General features: G+C 55.4%; 12 protein-coding genes. 4 read left to right on the top strand and 8 right to left on the bottom strand.

Features of this window, described 5'->3' with window-relative positions; all coding sequences use genetic code 11:
* Positions 1-92 precede the first annotated feature (92 nt).
* Together gltB and gltD are read left to right on the top strand one after the other, a co-directional pair.
* A complete protein-coding gene (gltB, locus tag P2W74_RS02310; protein WP_276293731.1) occupies positions 93-4,553 on the top strand; it encodes a glutamate synthase large subunit in 4,461 nt (1,486 codons plus the stop codon).
* Between the two features lie 9 nt (positions 4,554-4,562).
* Positions 4,563-5,981, top strand: a complete 1,419-nt coding sequence (gltD, locus tag P2W74_RS02305; RefSeq protein ID WP_276293730.1) for a glutamate synthase subunit GltD — start codon at positions 4,563-4,565, stop codon at positions 5,979-5,981.
* A gap of 94 nt (positions 5,982-6,075) precedes the next feature.
* Here the strand turns inward: gltD and nanQ are convergent, their stop codons facing one another.
* The 5 genes from nanQ to nanR all read right to left on the bottom strand — a co-directional run bounded on the left by nanQ (position 6,076) and on the right by nanR (position 10,966).
* Complete coding sequence (gene nanQ / locus P2W74_RS02300; protein WP_276295116.1) at positions 6,076-6,543, bottom strand: N-acetylneuraminate anomerase; 468 nt, start codon at positions 6,541-6,543, stop codon at positions 6,076-6,078.
* Positions 6,543-7,415, bottom strand: a complete 873-nt coding sequence (nanK, locus tag P2W74_RS02295; protein ID WP_276293729.1) for an N-acetylmannosamine kinase — start codon at positions 7,413-7,415, stop codon at positions 6,543-6,545. The genes nanQ and nanK overlap by 1 nt, the downstream gene beginning before the upstream one ends.
* Before the next feature lie 130 nt (positions 7,416-7,545).
* Positions 7,546-9,036, bottom strand: coding sequence for an MFS transporter (locus P2W74_RS02290; protein WP_276293728.1), 1,491 nt, complete (start codon positions 9,034-9,036; stop codon positions 7,546-7,548).
* Between the two features lie 110 nt (positions 9,037-9,146).
* Complete coding sequence (nanA, locus tag P2W74_RS02285; protein ID WP_276293727.1) at positions 9,147-10,040, bottom strand: N-acetylneuraminate lyase; 894 nt, start codon at positions 10,038-10,040, stop codon at positions 9,147-9,149.
* 134 nt (positions 10,041-10,174) lie between these two features.
* Complete coding sequence (nanR, locus tag P2W74_RS02280; protein ID WP_276295115.1) at positions 10,175-10,966, bottom strand: transcriptional regulator NanR; 792 nt, start codon at positions 10,964-10,966, stop codon at positions 10,175-10,177.
* A 386-nt stretch (positions 10,967-11,352) separates the two neighbouring features.
* Between nanR and dcuC the strand changes: the two genes are divergently transcribed.
* Positions 11,353-12,720 (top strand): anaerobic C4-dicarboxylate transporter DcuC, encoded by a 1,368-nt coding sequence (gene dcuC, locus P2W74_RS02275; protein WP_276293726.1) that lies wholly within the window; start codon positions 11,353-11,355, stop codon positions 12,718-12,720.
* A 55-nt stretch (positions 12,721-12,775) separates the two neighbouring features.
* On the opposite strand, the gene sspB is transcribed toward dcuC, so the two are convergent.
* Both sspB and sspA read right to left on the bottom strand, forming a co-directional pair.
* Complete coding sequence (gene sspB, locus P2W74_RS02270; RefSeq protein ID WP_276293725.1) at positions 12,776-13,279, bottom strand: ClpXP protease specificity-enhancing factor; 504 nt, start codon at positions 13,277-13,279, stop codon at positions 12,776-12,778.
* A gap of 5 nt (positions 13,280-13,284) precedes the next feature.
* Complete coding sequence (sspA, locus tag P2W74_RS02265) at positions 13,285-13,923, bottom strand: stringent starvation protein SspA (RefSeq protein ID WP_192613654.1); 639 nt, start codon at positions 13,921-13,923, stop codon at positions 13,285-13,287.
* Here sspA and P2W74_RS02260 point away from each other — a divergent pair.
* Complete coding sequence (locus P2W74_RS02260; protein ID WP_276293724.1) at positions 13,922-14,176, top strand: hypothetical protein; 255 nt, start codon at positions 13,922-13,924, stop codon at positions 14,174-14,176. The two genes, sspA and P2W74_RS02260, sit on opposite strands and share 2 nt — an antisense overlap.
* 63 nt (positions 14,177-14,239) lie before the next feature.
* On the opposite strand, the gene rpsI is transcribed toward P2W74_RS02260, so the two are convergent.
* Positions 14,240-14,632 carry a 30S ribosomal protein S9 gene (rpsI, locus tag P2W74_RS02255; protein WP_003860436.1) on the bottom strand — a complete coding sequence of 131 codons (393 nt, stop codon included), beginning with the start codon at positions 14,630-14,632 and terminating at the stop codon, positions 14,240-14,242.
* Between the last annotated feature and the right edge of the window lie 13 nt (positions 14,633-14,645).

Below are 14,645 nucleotides of genomic sequence, written 5' to 3'. Positions count from 1 at the left end.
TATGACACGCAAACCCCGTCGCCATGCTCTTGGTGTGCCCGTGCGCAGCGGTCCAGAGAGGCGTCCCTCAGAGCCTGGGGAGGTTCACTGATATGTTGTACGATAAATCTCTTGAGAGGGATAACTGTGGTTTCGGCCTGATCGCCCACATAGAAGGCGAACCTAGCCACAAGGTAGTGCGTACTGCTATACACGCGCTGGCCCGAATGCAGCACCGTGGCGCCATTCTCGCGGATGGAAAAACCGGCGATGGCTGCGGTTTGCTGCTGCAAAAACCCGACCGCTTTTTTCGCATTGTTGCCGAAGAGCGCGGCTGGCGTTTAGCCAAAAACTACGCCGTCGGCATGATCTTTTTGAACAAAGATCCTGAGCTGGCGGCCGCATCCCGTCGAATTGTCGAAGAAGAACTCCAGCAGGAAACCCTGTCGATCGTTGGCTGGCGCGAAGTGCCGACCAATGAAGGCGTTCTTGGTGAAATTGCCCTCTCCTCTCTGCCACGTATTGAGCAAATTTTCGTTAACGCGCCTGCGGGTTGGCGTCCACGCGATATGGAACGCCGCCTGTTTATCGCCCGCCGCCGTATCGAAAAACGTCTGCAGGAAGACAAAGACTTCTACGTTTGCAGTCTGTCGAACCTGGTGAACATTTATAAAGGTCTGTGTATGCCGGCGGATTTGCCGCGCTTTTACCTGGACCTCGCGGACCTGCGTCTGGAATCGGCTATCTGCCTGTTCCACCAGCGCTTCTCCACTAACACCGTGCCACGCTGGCCGCTGGCACAGCCGTTCCGCTACCTGGCGCACAACGGTGAGATCAACACCATCACCGGTAACCGCCAGTGGGCGCGCGCCCGTACTTATAAATTCCAGACGCCGCTGATCCCGGATTTGCAGTCCGCCGCCCCGTTCGTCAACGAAACCGGCTCCGACTCCAGCTCACTGGATAACATGCTGGAACTGCTGCTGGCTGGCGGGATGGACATCATCCGCGCCATGCGCCTGCTGGTGCCGCCAGCCTGGCAGAACAACCCGGATATGGATCCGGATCTGCGCGCCTTCTTTGACTTTAACTCCATGCACATGGAGCCGTGGGACGGCCCGGCAGGCATCGTGATGTCTGATGGTCGCTTTGCGGCCTGTAACCTGGACCGTAACGGTCTGCGCCCAGCGCGCTACGTCATCACCAAAGATAAACTGATCACCTGCGCCTCTGAAGTGGGGATCTGGGATTACCAGCCTGACGAAGTGGTCGAGAAAGGCCGCGTCGGTCCGGGCGAACTGATGGTGATCGACACCCGCAGCGGGCACATCCTGCACTCTGCGGAAACTGACGACGACCTGAAAAGCCGCCACCCGTATAAAGAGTGGATGGAGAAAAACGTCCGCCGTCTGGTGCCGTTTGAAGAACTGGCCGATGACCAGGTGGGTCAACGTGAGCTGGATGACGACACTCTCGCCAGCTACCAGAAACAGTTTAACTACAGCGCCGAAGAGCTGGATTCCGTTATCCGCGTGTTGGGCGAAAACGGCCAGGAAGCGGTGGGTTCAATGGGCGACGACACCCCGTTTGCCGTGCTCTCCAGCCAGCCACGCATCATTTACGATTACTTCCGTCAGCAGTTCGCGCAGGTCACCAACCCGCCGATCGATCCGCTGCGCGAAGCACACGTAATGTCGCTGGCCACCAGCATCGGTCGGGAAATGAACGTCTTTTGCGAAGCGGAAGGCCAGGCGCACCGTTTGAGCTTCAAATCGCCGATTTTGCTGTACTCCGATTTCAAACAGCTCACCACCATGAAAGAGGAGCATTATCGCGCGGATACGCTGGACATCACCTTCGACGTGACGCAAACCTCGCTCGAAGAGACGGTGAAAGCGCTGTGCGACAAAGCGGAGCAAATGGTACGCAACGGCACCGTGTTGCTGGTGCTCTCTGACCGTAACATTGGCAAAAACCGTTTGCCGGTTCCGGCGCCGATGGCGGTCGGTGCGGTGCAGACGCGTCTGGTAGAACAGAGCCTGCGCTGTGACGCTAACATCATTGTCGAAACCGCCAGCACGCGCGACCCGCACCACTTTGCCGTGTTGCTGGGCTTCGGCGCGACGGCAATCTACCCCTACCTCGCGTATGAAACACTGGGCCGCCTGAGCGACACCCACGCGATTGCGAAAGACTATCGTACCGTGATGCTGAACTACCGTAACGGTATCAACAAAGGCCTTTACAAGATCATGTCCAAAATGGGCATCTCGACTATCGCCTCTTACCGCTGCTCAAAACTGTTTGAAGCCGTCGGTCTGCACGATGATGTGGTCAGCTTATGCTTCCAGGGCGTGGTCAGCCGTATCAGTGGCGCAGGTTTTACAGACTTCCAGCAGGACCTGCTGAATCTCTCTAAACATGCCTGGCTGGCGCGTAAACCGTTGGGTCAGGGCGGTTTGCTGAAATATGTTCACGGTGGCGAGTATCACGCCTATAACCCGGATGTCGTGCGCACGCTGCAACAGGCCGTTCAAAGCGGCGAGTACAGCGATTATCAGGAGTACGCGAAACTGGTCAACGAACGCCCGGCGACAACGCTGCGCGATCTGCTGGCAATCACGCCCGGCGAAAAGGCCGTGAGCATTGATGAAGTCGAGCCCGCCACTGAACTGTTCAAACGCTTCGATACGGCAGCGATGTCTATCGGCGCACTGAGCCCGGAAGCACACGAAGCGCTGGCGGAAGCGATGAACAGCATCGGCGGCAACTCTAACTCCGGCGAAGGCGGTGAAGATCCGGCGCGCTACGGCACCAATAAAGTGTCGCGCATCAAGCAGGTGGCCTCCGGTCGTTTCGGTGTGACCCCGGCGTATCTGGTGAACGCCGACGTGATTCAAATTAAAGTCGCTCAGGGCGCGAAGCCGGGCGAAGGCGGTCAGTTGCCGGGGGATAAAGTGACCCCGTACATCGCCAAACTGCGCTACTCGGTACCGGGCGTGACGCTGATCTCCCCGCCGCCGCACCACGATATCTACTCTATCGAGGACTTGGCGCAGCTGATTTTCGACCTCAAGCAGGTCAACCCAAAAGCGATGATCTCCGTGAAGCTGGTTTCCGAACCGGGCGTCGGCACCATCGCCACCGGCGTGGCGAAAGCCTATGCCGATTTGATCACCATCGCCGGTTACGACGGCGGCACCGGCGCGAGTCCGCTCTCGTCAGTGAAATACGCGGGCTGTCCGTGGGAACTGGGGCTGGTGGAAACCCAGCAGGCACTGGTGGCTAACGGCTTGCGTCACAAAATCCGTTTGCAGGTCGATGGCGGTCTGAAAACCGGTGTCGATATCATCAAAGCGGCAATTCTGGGCGCGGAAAGCTTCGGCTTCGGAACCGGCCCGATGGTGGCGCTGGGGTGTAAATACCTGCGTATTTGCCACCTGAACAACTGCGCAACGGGCGTGGCAACCCAGGACGAAAAACTGCGTAAGAACCACTACCACGGCCTGCCATTCAAAGTGACCAACTACTTTGAATTCATCGCCCGCGAAACCCGCGAGCTGATGGCGATGCTTGGCGTGACGCGTCTGGTGGATCTGATTGGCCGTACCGACCTGCTAAAAGAGCTGGAAGGGTTTACCGCCAAACAGCAGAAGCTGGAACTGTCTCGCCTGCTGGAAACCGCCGAGCCGCATCCAGGCAAAGCCGTGTTCTGCACCGAAAACAACCCACCGTTCGACAACGGTGTGCTGAACGCGCAGCTGTTGCAACAGGCAAAACCGTTCGTCGACGAGTGCCTGAGCAAAACGTTCTGGTTTGATATTCGCAACACTGACCGTTCCGTCGGCGCGACGCTCTCTGGCTATATCGCGCAGACGCATGGCGATCAGGGACTGGCGGCGGACCCCATCAAGGCGCACTTCAGCGGTACGGCAGGCCAGAGCTTCGGCGTCTGGAACGCGGGCGGCGTGGAGCTGTACCTGACCGGTGATGCCAACGACTATGTCGGCAAAGGCATGGCGGGCGGCTTGCTGGCGGTACGTCCTCCGGTCGGTTCGGCCTTCCGCAGCCATGAGGCGAGCATTATCGGCAACACCTGTCTGTATGGCGCCACCGGAGGACGTTTGTTTGCCGCAGGCCGTGCGGGTGAACGTTTCGGCGTACGTAATTCCGGCGCGATCACGGTCGTGGAAGGCATTGGCGACAATGGCTGTGAATACATGACCGGCGGTATTGTGTGTATTCTCGGTAAAACCGGGGTGAACTTCGGTGCTGGCATGACGGGCGGATTCGCCTACGTGCTGGACGAGAGCGGCGATTTCCGCAAACGTGTGAACCCGGAACTGGTGGAAGTGCTGAGCGTAGACTCGCTGGCCATCCACGAAGAACACCTGCGCGGTTTGATCACCGAGCATGTGCAGCACACCGGTTCTCAACGTGGTGAAGAGATTCTGGCAAACTGGCCTGCTTTCTCCGCGAAATTCGCGCTGGTTAAACCGAAGTCCAGCGATGTGAAAGCACTGTTGGGTCACCGTAGTCGTAGCGCAGCTGAGCTGCGTGTGCAGGCGCAGTAAGGGGTTAAGATGAGTCAGAACGTATACCAATTTATCGACCTGCAGCGCGTTGATCCGCCGAAAAAACCGCTGAAGATCCGCAAAATCGAGTTTGTAGAAATCTACGAGCCGTTTTCCGAAGGTCAGGCGAAAGCGCAGGCGGATCGCTGTCTCTCCTGCGGCAACCCGTACTGCGAGTGGAAATGTCCGGTTCACAACTACATCCCGAACTGGCTGAAGCTGGCGAACGAAGGGCGTATCTTTGAAGCGGCGGAGTTGTCTCACCAGACCAATACCCTGCCGGAAGTGTGCGGTCGCGTCTGCCCGCAAGACCGACTGTGCGAAGGTTCCTGTACGCTGAACGATGAGTTTGGCGCGGTGACCATCGGCAATATCGAACGCTATATCAACGACAAAGCCTTCGAGATGGGCTGGCGTCCGGATATGACCGGCGTACGCCAGACCGACAAACGCGTGGCCATCATTGGTGCCGGGCCAGCAGGGCTAGCCTGTGCCGATGTGCTGACCCGCAACGGCGTGAAGGCGGTGGTGTTTGACAGGCATCCGGAGATCGGCGGCCTGCTGACCTTTGGCATTCCCGCGTTCAAGCTGGAAAAAGAGGTGATGACCCGCCGCCGTGAAATTTTCACCGGCATGGGCATTGAGTTCAAACTCAACGTTGAAGTGGGTCGTGACGTACAGCTCGACGCCCTGCTGAAAGAGTACGATGCCGTCTTCCTCGGCGTCGGGACCTATCAGTCGATGCGTGGCGGTCTGGAAAACGAAAACGCTGACGGCGTATTCGACGCCCTGCCGTTCCTGATCGCCAATACCAAGCAGATGATGGGCTTTGGCGAAACCACTGATGAACCGTTTGTCAGCATGGAAGGCAAACGCGTGGTGGTGCTGGGCGGTGGTGATACCGCCATGGACTGCGTGCGTACTTCAGTTCGCCAGGGCGCGACGCACGTCACCTGTGCCTATCGTCGTGACGAAGAGAACATGCCAGGCTCCAGACGCGAAGTGAAAAACGCGCGTGAAGAAGGCGTCGAGTTTCAGTTCAACGTGCAGCCGCTGGGTGTGGAAATAAACGCTAACGGTAAGGTGTGCGGCGTGAAAATGGCGCGCACTGAGATGGGCGCCCCGGATGCGAAAGGCCGTCGTCGCGCGGAGATCGTTGCCGGTTCCGAGCACGTTGTTCCGGCAGATGCGGTGGTGATGGCGTTTGGTTTCCGTCCGCACAGCATGGAATGGCTGGCGCAGCACAGCGTTGAGCTGGACTCTCAGGGGCGGATTATCGCACCGGAAGGCAGCGACAACGCCTTCCAGACCAGCAACCCGAAAATCTTCGCCGGTGGCGATATCGTTCGCGGTTCGGATCTGGTGGTCACCGCGATTGCCGAAGGCCGTAAAGCGGCAGATGGGATCATGAACTGGCTGGAAGTGTAAGTCTCAGTGCCGGAGGGCGGCGTAACCGCCTCATCCGGCCTACGGTTTTGCGTACGTTGTTGGCCGGATAAGGCGAAGCCGCCCTCCGGCTTTTTTATGCGTTGAATAAACTCGCTTTCACCTTCACAACCACCTTCTTAATGTCCCCAGGAACATCAACAACGCAGCCCGGCTTATGCGGTTCTCCCGGCATAAATACCGCGAACATGCCCGGTTTCAACACCAACGCCTGTTCATTGTCGATGTGAGTACACAGCTGATAATCCTCCTCAACGTGCATCTCCTCACACTGACGCGCAGAACCGGTGATGCCGAACAGAATGCGTTCCTCGCCCGCCAACAGCAGTTGAATATCGATGTACTTTTCATGCAGCTCTGCCTTCTTCGCCTGCGGAGGTTGTGTGGCAAACTGCATCACATTCATAAAGATATCGTCACCGCGCAGTTCATAACGCCCTGGCGCTGTTTCCTGTGGTCGGGCCGCTAACGCCAGCGTCAGCGCCTCTTCCAGTACTGGATGTAGCCCCGCAGTCGGTAGCGACTGCACTTCGCCCATCATCATCATCTGCCTCCCTGAGCTATCAACGCAGCCCCTAATAACCCGGCGTCATGCCGGTAATACGCCGCACTCAACGCCACGTGGTACACCGGCTGCTCCTGCGCCAGAAAGTGACGAACCTGCGCCAGATACCCTGGCGCCAGGCCCACGCTGCCGCCAATGACCACCCGCTGACAATCGGTGGTGGCTTTCACATCGGCAATTAACCGCGCCAGCACCTGAGCGGAATGCTGGACCAACCCTATTGCCTGTTCATGCCCTTCAGCCGCCCGGGCAAAAATCGTTTTTGCATCACATCCGGCAAGCTCTCCCTGAGCCGCCGCTGCGATCCCGCGTCCGGAGGCGATCGCTTCCACACACCCCACGCGTCCGCAGCCACACACCGGCCCCTGCGGATCCGCCAGCGTATGTCCCAGATGTCCGGCGAGTCCCCCAACGCCGGTCAGTAATTTACCGTCGCTGACGATACCTCCCCCGACGCCGGTTGAAACCGTGATAAACACCATATCGCTGATATCTTCCGTAATGGCATGGTATTCCGCCCAGGCCGCTGCCTGAGCATCATTCACCGCCAGCGCCGGTAAACCAGTCAGTTCCTCTAAGGTGTGCACCAGTGGGAAGTGCATCAGCCCGCCCAGATTTTGCGGATTAATCGACTGCAAGACGCCCTGATGAATAATGCCGGTCGAGGCAATAGCCACCCGTTTCGCCTGAGCTTGCAGCGGCTCAATCAGCATTTTTAAGGCTTCGCGCAGCGCATCCGGTGTTTTGCTGGCAGGGGTGGGACGTTCGCAGCGTTCACGGATCTGCAGATCGTCACCCACCAGCGCGGCAGCCAGTTTGGTGCCACCGATATCTATCGCCAATGTCGTCATTGCGCCTCCTGATGCCACTGACAACGGGATCCCGGTCGAGTGATGGCAGTACTTCTTTTACCCTGTAGTTCAGGTAACAACATGCTTCTTCCCCTACAAAGATTGCCCGGTATGCGACCGGGCAAGCGGATCAATTTTTCGTGTTGACTAAGGCGCTTTTGTCACCGCCCAACGGTACGACGCCGCTGAACGGTTTGCCGTCGATAGCGTCATGCGTACGTAGCGCTTCTGGACGCAACCAGCGCTGAACACGGGTCGGCATATCGAGGCCAATCAGCAGGATCACCACAAACGTCAGGCTAAAGGAGAGCGATGCCAGCGCGGTGCCCAGATCCAGACGTTGCGCAATCAATGCACCAAGGATCGGCGCCAGCGCGCCACCAAGGGCACCCACGTTATAGGTAAAGCCCAGACCTGCCGCACGCTGGTCGGTATCAAAATATCCGCCGATCAGCTTCGGTAGGATCCCGGAGATCCCCTGACCCAACATCTGCTGGAAGAACAGCAGTAGACCCAATACCCATACGTTTCCACCGCCAATGGCAAAGACCGGAATAATGAGCAACTGTGAGGCCAGCAGGCTACAGACATAGGCTTTGCGGGTGCCCAGCCAGTCGCCGAGGAAACCGCCCACGCAGCAACCTACCGCCGCGCCGAAGCCGCTAAAGAACAGGATGTTCGCTACCGTGTGCGGGTCATAGGACAGTTCGGTTTTGAGATAGGTCGGGAGCAATGCCTGGATAGGCCAGGAGTAAAGGAACGCAAACAGCACCACCAGCATGAGCGTGACGCCGGTTGGCCAGCGTTTACCGCTACTCTGCACCATAAAGCTGATGAAAATGACAGCGCACAGCAGACCTAATCCCGCCACAAGTGCGGCATTGTGCAGATTGCCTGCGAAGCAGAACCACAGAGCAGTCGCCGCCACGATGGTCATCAGGATGTTAATGACCCGATGTTCACCCCGGTAGAGAATATCGACCATGGTACGTACTGGCGCTTTTCCTTCGTGTTTTTCTTTCCAGTCTTCCGCTTCCGGAATATTTTTTCGCAGCCAGAGCGCAAAGACGATCGGTACGATGCCAATGAAAAAGAGGACGCGCCAGCCCCAGATGGGTACCACCAGACTGTAGACCTGGGCTGCGATAACCGCGCCAATAGAGAAGCCGGAGATCAAAAATCCGCTGGCTTTGTTGCGCAGTTGCTTCGGCCAGCTTTCAATAACGTAGGTTGCGCTTGAGCCATATTCGCCCGCCATGCCCATACCAATGACCAGACGAGCGATAAACATGGTGGTGTAACCGGGTGCAAAACCGCAGGCCAGCGTACCGACGGAAAAAAGGATAATGCTACTGACCATTGCCAGACGGCGACCATAACGGTCCCCCATGGCGCCAAGCATCAGCCCGCCGAACCAACGGGAAATAAAGGCTGCCGAGATCAGGCTTGCCGCCTGAACCGTCGTCAACCCAAACTCACTTTGTACATCTGTCAATACAAGCGCAATTAATACAAAATCAAATCCATCAAGCACATACCCTAACCAGGCGGCGGAAAATGCCCGCCACTGCGCCCGGTTGAGATGGCGATACCACGGGATGCTCTGGGTATTAGTACTCATTTTACTCTCCCGACGATTTTTATTGTTGTGCCGGATAACGGCATTGCCTTATCCGGCCTACGTTCGATCTATGTAGGCCGGGCAGGCAAAGCGCCCCCGGCTATCCGCTGTTACGCCCTTTCCGCCAGCAGTTGGTTGGCTAATGCTTGCAGTTCCGGTAGATATTTTTCATCCACCGGCGCAAACGGTTTGCGGCACAGCGGTACAGAGACGACATCCATGTAGTGCAGCACCGCTTTCAGGCCACGGAACACGCCCACTTTGATCAGCAGGTCGATCACCTTGTTACATTCACGCTGCAACTGCTGCGCTTTGGCGATATTCCCTTCTTGCAGAGCCTGCACGATCCCCATGTAGCGCCAGCCCATAATGTTGTAGGTACTGCCGATCCCGCCATCCGCACCCGCCATCAGACCGGAAGCGAAGATCTCGTCGTAACCGTTGTAGAGCACCAGATCCGGATGCGCACGACGGATCTGCTCCATCTGATAGAGATCGCCCGAGGTCTGTTTCAGCGCGCCAACGCCTGGCAGCGTGACCAGCGTGTTGATCTGATCCAGCGTCAGTTTGACGCCGCTCAGTGCCGGAATGTTGTAGACCACCATTGGCAATCCATCAGCAGAATCGATAATTGCACGGTAGTGATCGCAATGTTCTTCAAAGCTGAACGGGTAGTAGAACGGCGTAACCGCAGAGACAGCATCAAAACCGTAACGGCTGGCCGCTGCTGCCAGTTGCTGGCTTTCCGCCGTACTGACACAACCCACATGAGCAATCAGGGTGATTTTGCCTTTGCCCTCTTCGGCCACGATTTCAAGCACTTCTTCGCGTTCGGCAAGGCTTTGCACAAAGGCTTCCCCGGTGGAACCTCCGACATACACCCCATCAATTCCCTGCTCAATGTTGAATCGCACCAGGCGACGCAGGCTGTCCTTATCGATTTTCTGCTGCGCGTCGAAAGGGGTCAGGAGTGCGGGCATCACGCCACGTAAATTACTTGCCATAAATACCTCGTAGTGGTGTTTAAACTGATTAACTGTGTACCTTTATACCTGTTATACCAGAACACTTTTACGACAGCGTAATACAGAAAGCTTATTGTGCGATCGACTTCACTAAACCGATCGCAATATGGGGATTACTTGCGGGATTTTTTGGCTTTACCGAAGGCGTGCCAGGTGGCAGAAACGCTGTTGAGGTGGCATTGTAGTGCGCGGTCAGCTTCGTCAGGATCGCGGGCGCGGATCGCATCAACAATAGCGATATGCTGTTGATAACTCACGCTGTTATGTTCATACAGCGCTTCATCGGCCACTTTCGGGCGCGCGGCGATCAGCCAGTCGAGTAGCGCGACGTGGATCGCCATAAAGATCGGGTTGCCGGGGATCTCTGCCAGCACACGGTGAAAATCAACATCGGAGCGAATGAACTGGCTATTGTCATCCAGCGACTGACTGTTGATCTCCAGGGCTTTGCTCAGCAGGGCGATCTGTTCGTCTGTGGCGTGCTCGGCGGCGTAACGCACCAGGCTCGATTCAAAGAAAAGGCGCAGTTGTTCAAAATGCGCAATGCCGCCAGGGTGCGAGAGAAAATCTTTCGCCATGCCGGAAAGTTCGCTGATGATGGTGTCCGCCGAAGGGCGCGAGACGCGCGCGCGTTCACCGTTGTTGATTTGTACCAGACCTTTGCGCTTGAGCGCGGCCAGCGCTTCACGTACCGACGGGCGTCCGACGTTAAAGAATGCCATCAGTTCGCGTTCGGATGGCAACTGCTCCCCTTCGCCAAATTCACGGCGGCGGATCATCTGCTCCAGCTCTTCTTCAACCATTTCAGAGAGTTTTTTGCGTGCCAGCGGGCGGCGGCGCAAACTGTGACCGATGGTTGATGGAGAATCTTCTGCTTGCGAATCAAATGCGTTCATAGCGTCCAGTCTGATGAATTATGACCAACAATAACAAAAGTCATCCTAACACAGGATCGAAAGCGGGGTGAAATGCTCCGGCTTTTCCATCCAGAAGACAAACGGATCCCGCTTTCTCTGATTATACATGATTTATTCAGTGCGCTATTTCCCCCTATATTCTCGCTTTATTTATTCTCTCTGTTTTTACGATATGGGGCCTCTGAGTGAGTTGATGAAATTTAAGAATATGGTCTTGAAAAATAATCATAAGAATATGTTTTTAAACAAAATAATTAAATATTCAATTTAAAAACACGATATCCATGCCATAAAAACCATAAAGAAAAATATAACATCCGCTCCAGCACAACATCATTACCTGATTCATCTTCTTTCTGGCATGGAGTGAGAAAATGTTCGGCATAATAATTTCTGTTATCGTTTTAATTACGATGGGCTATCTGATCCTCAAAAACTATAAACCCCAGATAGTATTGGCCGCTGCGGGGATCTTCCTGATGCTATGTGGCGTCTGGTTAGGTCTGGGATCGCTATTGGATCCGGCCAAAAGCAGCGGCTATCTGTTGGTTGATATTTATAATGAGATCCTGCGCATGCTCTCAACCAGGGCCGCCGGGTTAGGGTTGTCCATCATGGCTGTGGGGGGTTATGCCCGTTATATGGACCGGATGGGAGCCAGTCGGGCAATGGTGAGTCTGCTGAGCCGGCCACTGAAGCTTATCAAATCACCCTATATTGTTCTCGCCGCAACCTATGTGATCGGACAGATCATGGCACAATTTATTACCAGCGCGTCGGGGCTGGGAATGCTATTGATGGTCACGCTCTATCCGACGTTGGTCAGCCTGGGAGTGAGCCGTCTTTCTGCGGTGGCAGTCATTGCAACATCAATGTCGATTGAGTGGGGGATCCTCGAAACAAACTCTATTTTCGCGGCGCAGGTAGCCGGAATGAAAATCGCGACCTATTTCTTTCAGTACCAGCTTCCTGTCGCCACATGCGTCATTGTTGCTGTCGCTATCGCCCACTTTTTCGTTCAACGCCGATTTGACCAAAAGGCGACGACCGAGAGCGGGCACCCCGTCGAGCAAAGCGCTCTTGAGGATGTCCCCCCGCTTTATTACGCGCTCTTACCCGTCATGCCGCTCATCCTGATGCTTGGCTCACTCTTCCTGGCACATACCGGCTACATGCAGTCAGAGCTCAATTTGGTGGTAGTGATGCTGATGAGCATGACCATCACCATATTTGTGGAATTCATTCGTACGCACAATCTTCGGGAGACGATGGATGACGTCCAGGCGTTCTTTGATGGTATGGGCACCCAGTTTGCGAATGTTGTCACACTGGTGGTCGCTGGGGAAATTTTTGCCAAAGGCTTAACCACCATCGGTACCGTAGATGCAGTGATCAAAGGGGCTGAACATTCCGGCCTGGGCGGTATTGGCGTCATGATCATCATGGCGATCGTCATTGCAGCCTGCGCAATTGTGATGGGTTCCGGCAACGCGCCATTTATGTCTTTTGCGAGTCTAATTCCGGATATCGCCGCAGGGCTTCATATTCCCGCCGTCGTTATGATCATGCCGATGCATTTTGCGACAACGCTGGCTCGCGCGGTTTCACCAATCACCGCCGTGATTGTTGTGACGTCAGGCATTGCGGGCGTTTCACCCTTTGAGGTGGTTAAACGTACGGCGATCCCAATGGCGGTAGGATTCGTGGTGAATATGATTGCCACTATCATATTTTTTTATTAGCGGACCGTAGAATACAAAACAGGCCCCTGGGGGCCTGTTTGATTTTATAGACGATTTATTTTACGACGCGGAGCGCCGGTCGACCACCACGCGGCGGTGGCGGCGGATCGTCATCAGGACGGTTGTCATCATTATGATCCGGCTTATCACCATCGATAACAGACATCACCGTCTCGCTCTCAGCGCCAGGGGATTCATCGTCATCATTGATACTGGTGACGTCTTCATCGTAAGCGGCTTCAGGTTCGAACATCGTACCCGCACCATTCTCACGCGCATAAATCGCCAGTACGGCAGCCAGCGGAACTGAAACCTGGCGAGGTACGCCGCCAAAGCGCGCATTGAAACGCACTTCGTCATTCGCCAGCTCCAGGTTCCCCACCGCACGAGGCGCAATGTTCAGGACTATTTGCCCGTCACGTGCATATTCCATGGGGACATGCACGCCAGGAAGCGTCACATCCACCACCAAGTGCGGCGTTAGCTGGTTATCCAGCAGCCATTCATAAAATGCACGCAGCAGGTATGGACGGCGTGGGGATAGCTGTGACAAATCCATACAGATTAACCCCGGCCGAGGCGCATTTCACGCTCAGGTTCGGTCAGCGACGCCAGGAAAGAGTCACGTTCAAAGACACGTGTCATGTAACCTTTCAGCTCTTTCGCACCCGCACCACTGAACTCAATGCCCAACTGCGGCAAACGCCACAGCAACGGCGCCAGGTAGCAATCGACCAGGCTGAATTCATCGCTCAGGAAATACGGTTTCTGACCAAATACAGGCGCGATCGCCTGCAGTTCTTCACGCAGTTGTTTGCGTGCAGTGTCAGCTTCAGAAGCAGACCCGTTTACGATGACGTTCATCAGCGTATACCAGTCTTTTTCTATACGGTGCATGTACAGGCGGCTTTCACCGCGAGCAACCGGGTAAACCGGCATCAGCGGTGGATGAGGGAAACGCTCATCAAGATATTCCATAATGATGCGAGATTCCCATAGGGTCAGCTCACGATCCACCAGTGTCGGTACGCTCTGATTCGGGTTGAGGTCAATCAGATCCTGAGGTGGATTGTCCTTTTCCACGTGCTCGATCTCGAAACTAACACCTTTCTCAGCCAGCACAATGCGGACCTGATGGCTATAGATGTCAGTAGGACCAGAAAACAGCGTCATTACCGAACGTTTGTTGGCAGCGACAGCCATGAAAACCTCCAGGTATATTCAGAATTTTTACTGCTACCAGCCACCAGGTGACCAGTCAGAAGTTATGTTTCCCATCGTCGGAAAAGTCATTCGCTGTTCAAAAATCAAACAAAAAATGAACAATCCTCGATATTTGGGCAGAAAATTGGATGATAGTTTACCAGATTTTGTGACCTTTGTGGTGAGTCGATTCTGGAAATGGGGAAAAAGAGGGCGCTATTCAGAGGATAGCGGTGTGTTTAACGGCGATTAATTCATAAAAAAACCCGCCGAAGCGGGTTTTTCGCCAATTGTGCTCTGCCGAAGCAGAAACCAATTAACGTTTGGAGAACTGCGGACGACGACGTGCTTTACGCAGACCGACTTTCTTACGTTCAACCTGACGAGCGTCACGAGTAACGAAGCCAGCTTTACGCAGTTCAGAACGCAGGGACTCGTCGTACTCCATCAGAGCGCGGGTGATACCGTGACGGATCGCACCAGCCTGACCAGAGATACCACCACCTTTAACGGTGATGTACAGATCCAGTTTCTCAACCATGTCGACCAGTTCCAGCGGCTGACGAACTACCATGCGGGCAGTTTCACGACCGAAGTACTGTTCCAGAGAACGTTGGTTGATAACGATTTTACCACTGCCCGGTTTGATGAAAACGCGAGCTGCGGAACTTTTGCGGCGACCAGTGCCGTAGTATTGATTTTCAGCCATTGCCTATAATCCC

It is taken from the genome of Citrobacter enshiensis, assembly GCF_029338175.1.
GTDB lineage: Bacteria > Pseudomonadota > Gammaproteobacteria > Enterobacterales > Enterobacteriaceae > Citrobacter_D > Citrobacter_D enshiensis.
This window is presented reverse-complemented; position numbering and strand designations above follow the sequence as displayed.

Excerpts from the sequence above, each read along its gene's own strand:
- gltD (WP_276293730.1), top strand. The coding sequence starts at position 4,563 with ATGAGTCAGAACGTATACCAATTTATCGACCTGCAGCGCGTTGATCCG.
- sspA (WP_192613654.1), bottom strand. The coding sequence starts at position 13,923 with ATGGCTGTCGCTGCCAACAAACGTTCGGTAATGACGCTGTTTTCTGGT.
- dcuC (WP_276293726.1), top strand. The coding sequence starts at position 11,353 with ATGTTCGGCATAATAATTTCTGTTATCGTTTTAATTACGATGGGCTAT.
- sspB (WP_276293725.1), bottom strand. The coding sequence starts at position 13,279 with ATGGATTTGTCACAGCTATCCCCACGCCGTCCATACCTGCTGCGTGCA.
- nanA (WP_276293727.1), bottom strand. The coding sequence starts at position 10,040 with ATGGCAAGTAATTTACGTGGCGTGATGCCCGCACTCCTGACCCCTTTC.
- nanQ (WP_276295116.1), bottom strand. The coding sequence starts at position 6,543 with ATGATGATGGGCGAAGTGCAGTCGCTACCGACTGCGGGGCTACATCCA.
- rpsI (WP_003860436.1), bottom strand. The coding sequence starts at position 14,632 with ATGGCTGAAAATCAATACTACGGCACTGGTCGCCGCAAAAGTTCCGCA.
- gltB (WP_276293731.1), top strand. The coding sequence starts at position 93 with ATGTTGTACGATAAATCTCTTGAGAGGGATAACTGTGGTTTCGGCCTG.
- nanK (WP_276293729.1), bottom strand. The coding sequence starts at position 7,415 with ATGACGACATTGGCGATAGATATCGGTGGCACCAAACTGGCTGCCGCG.
- P2W74_RS02260 (WP_276293724.1), top strand. The coding sequence starts at position 13,922 with ATGAAAACCTCCAGGTATATTCAGAATTTTTACTGCTACCAGCCACCA.
- P2W74_RS02290 (WP_276293728.1), bottom strand. The coding sequence starts at position 9,036 with ATGAGTACTAATACCCAGAGCATCCCGTGGTATCGCCATCTCAACCGG.